The organism is Aeromonas sp. QDB68 (genome assembly GCF_027707405.1).
GTDB classification, from domain to species: Bacteria; Pseudomonadota; Gammaproteobacteria; order Enterobacterales; family Aeromonadaceae; genus Aeromonas; species Aeromonas caviae.
In genome coordinates, this window is the sequence record NZ_JAPCIQ010000236.1 from 1 (window position 1) to 820 (window position 820).

Annotated in this window: 1 protein-coding gene; it reads right to left on the reverse strand. The window is 48.0% G+C overall.

The window, feature by feature from the left end; all coding sequences use genetic code 11:
• Nucleotides 1–70: 70 nt before the first annotated feature.
• Nucleotides 71–217: a hypothetical protein gene (locus PG892_RS22425; protein WP_223917534.1), complete on the reverse strand. Its 147-nt coding sequence runs from the start codon at nucleotides 215–217 to the stop codon at nucleotides 71–73.
• Nucleotides 218–820 lie beyond the last annotated feature (603 nt).

The following is an 820-nucleotide window of genomic DNA, read 5'->3' on the forward strand; positions in this document are numbered from 1 at the left end:
GGGGCATGCAGTCGTGGCAAGCCCTCCGATGCCATATCGGCTCTTGAAGCTGGCTGAGGGTCATGGGTAATCAGGATTGCTTATTAGTGTCATAGTCATCTACCAGCTCGTCCATCAGCTCAAGAGCTCGCTCATAATCGTCCTGATTATTGATGTGGACGATGTAGGGCACTTGGGCCAATGCTTCTCTAATCTGAACCAGCGCATGACTTAACATAATGGTGACTCCTTGTTTCTCCGGTGTTCGCTATGAATAGCAACTATCTGGAGAAGGTGATTCTGTCAGGTATGAGAGTGGTGAATAAATATCTAAAATTCATGAGTTTACGCTAATGCGTGATCTATCAACACTAGATTGACCGCTGATGGTTGAGGCGTGTCAAACGGGTCCTCTCATCTCGCGCGGAGACTTGTTCGCTTCTTCCCTATGCCAATGATCAAGGTGCATATTCCGGTCGAAAATGAACACCTATTCCGGTTTAAAATGAACGCTGATTCCGGCTTGCGTGTACACCGATTCCGGACACCTCAGTGCACGTACTCTGATGTCAGATGAACCGTCCTGTTCCAACGTCTTGGATCCACAACTGCCGCGCTGCGCTTGGCTGCTGGCTTGTTCAGTGAGTCAAAAAGATGCCTCCCCTCAAAGCTCAGCTTCTGCTCGAAGAATCCCTGTCCGCATACTTTCCGGAAATGGTGTTCACAGATTCCGGAATCACTGTTCAACTTCACCGGAATACGCACAAGGGGCCTCTATTAATTATTGCGAGTAGTAGCACAATAATTAATGCCAAAACGAGTAGGAACCGAACATGAGCTA